Source organism: Kosakonia sp. HypNH10 (assembly GCF_029850615.1).
GTDB lineage: Bacteria > Pseudomonadota > Gammaproteobacteria > Enterobacterales > Enterobacteriaceae > Kosakonia > Kosakonia cowanii.
Genome location: NZ_JAOTIU010000020.1, coordinates 1 through 1,751 on the forward strand (window position 1 = coordinate 1; position 1,751 = coordinate 1,751).

At 37.7% G+C, this 1,751-nt stretch carries 3 protein-coding genes; all 3 read left to right on the forward strand.

Going from position 1 to position 1,751, the window contains the following annotated elements; translation table 11 throughout:
- Nucleotides 1-604: RHS repeat-associated core domain-containing protein (locus tag N7V53_RS22310; RefSeq protein WP_279794977.1), on the forward strand; the 604-nt coding region annotated here is incomplete at its 5' end.
- Between the two features lie 2 nt (nucleotides 605-606).
- A complete protein-coding gene (locus tag N7V53_RS22315) occupies nucleotides 607-891 on the forward strand; it encodes a hypothetical protein (RefSeq protein WP_128482843.1) in 285 nt (94 codons plus the stop codon).
- Between the two features lie 136 nt (nucleotides 892-1,027).
- Nucleotides 1,028-1,582: a DUF1629 domain-containing protein gene (locus tag N7V53_RS22320; RefSeq protein ID WP_279794980.1), complete on the forward strand. Its 555-nt coding sequence runs from the start codon at nucleotides 1,028-1,030 to the stop codon at nucleotides 1,580-1,582.
- Nucleotides 1,583-1,751 lie beyond the last annotated feature (169 nt).

Consider the following 1,751-nt stretch of genomic DNA (forward strand, 5'->3'; position numbering starts at 1 on the left):
ACAGTATCTCGAACGCGAAAGTGGCCTGCACTACAACCTGTTCCGCTACTACGACCCGGTCGCTGGTCGTTACACCCAGATGGACCCGATTGGGTTAGCGGGCGGGCTGAATACCTACAGCTATGTGCGTAATCCGCTGGTGTGGGTGGATCCGTTGGGATTGTTTGAATGTTCTGTTGCGCCGAAGGGAAGAAAGGTCAATAGAACAATTTATCGTTTTGAAGCGCCACACCGCATAGAAACTACATGGACAACACACCCTGGAAACATTGCAGCTTCTCACCGCTATACAGATACGGGGCTGGGCGGAGTTTATGGGGCTAACTCACGCAAAACTGCTCTTGCTGAGGTTAACGCGTGGAATGTAGATTTGTCCAAAAGGGTGCTTGTTTCTAAAAAGGTCCAATTGAATAATGTGCTCGATTTGACGAGGGCTGATGTCAGAGATCAGTTGGGGGTGTCTTTAAAAGATATAACTGGAAAAAATTATGATGTAACTCATCAAATTGGAAGCTGGGCAAAAGAGCAAGGTTATGACGGGATTCTAGCGCCTTCGGCACGAAATCCATCAGGTTCAAATTTAATATCTTTCATGGGGTTTTAATAATGGAAAATCTTGAAACGGAATATCCTGGTGATGCTAAATGGGAGATTTTCTATAGAGTTTATGAATCTATGTTTCAGAGTGATGAAATAATGGAACTTGCCTTAGAGCTTGGAGGGCATAAAGATATCGCTACAGTTATATATGGTTTACTGGGCGCAGAAGAATGCTTTGAGTGGATTCACAAAAAAATCCCTATTCTAGATGGACTAACTCCGCTTGAATGTATTAAAAGCGTTAGCCTTATGAGAAGACTGAAAACAGCGTTGATGAGAATGCCATGTTAAAACTATCAATTTAAGGTGCATAAAATATGGTCATTTTGCCTAGCGTATCAGGAAGGTTAAAGAAAAGAACATGAACTTTTTTAGGTTTTCATTTTAAAGTATAACATTTAATATATACTTCTGATAAGGATAATGGATGTATTATCGTGTAACAGAAACATATGATGATGATTTGTATACCGATGCAACAGTTATAAATATGGGAAATGTCATGTCTTTCAGGGTTACAATTCCGCAAAAGCTTGGGAATAGCTTTCCGTTGTTGCATTTAAAGCTTGATTCTGATTTTAGACCAAACGATTACTTTAAAAGCGGGCCTTTTGTCATAGTTTCGTCAAAAATGAAAGCTATACTTGAAAGTTTTAATGCTGAGTATGAATTTTTTGATGTGGTAATTACTTCTGACAAAACCACCTATCCAAAGGGTGATTATTTTTTTGCTCACTTACTATGCGCCATAGACTTTATCAATAAAAAGCAATCAATTTATAAGCCTTACGATTCTAACGATGCATTCATCGAAAAAGTTGAAAAGTTAATAATTAATGAGCGTTCTTTACATGGTTCTCCAGTAGCAATGTTAAAGAACTGTTTTGAAAATATAAAAATATATCAAGACAAGCTCGTCGAGAAATTAATTAAAGAATCGGTGTTGGGAATAGAGTATGAAAAACTAACATCTGAAATTTAATCATAATATTAAAATAAGTAATAATTCTTGTATCCGGGAGATGTTTTATTTCCCGGCTATTTTTTTAATTTAAATTGTTACCTCAATAAATTGTTAAAGATGTGTTGTCGTCTCACTTACTAATTTGCTCAAAAGAATCACCACGCACACGCTGGCGGCTTACGGTCGC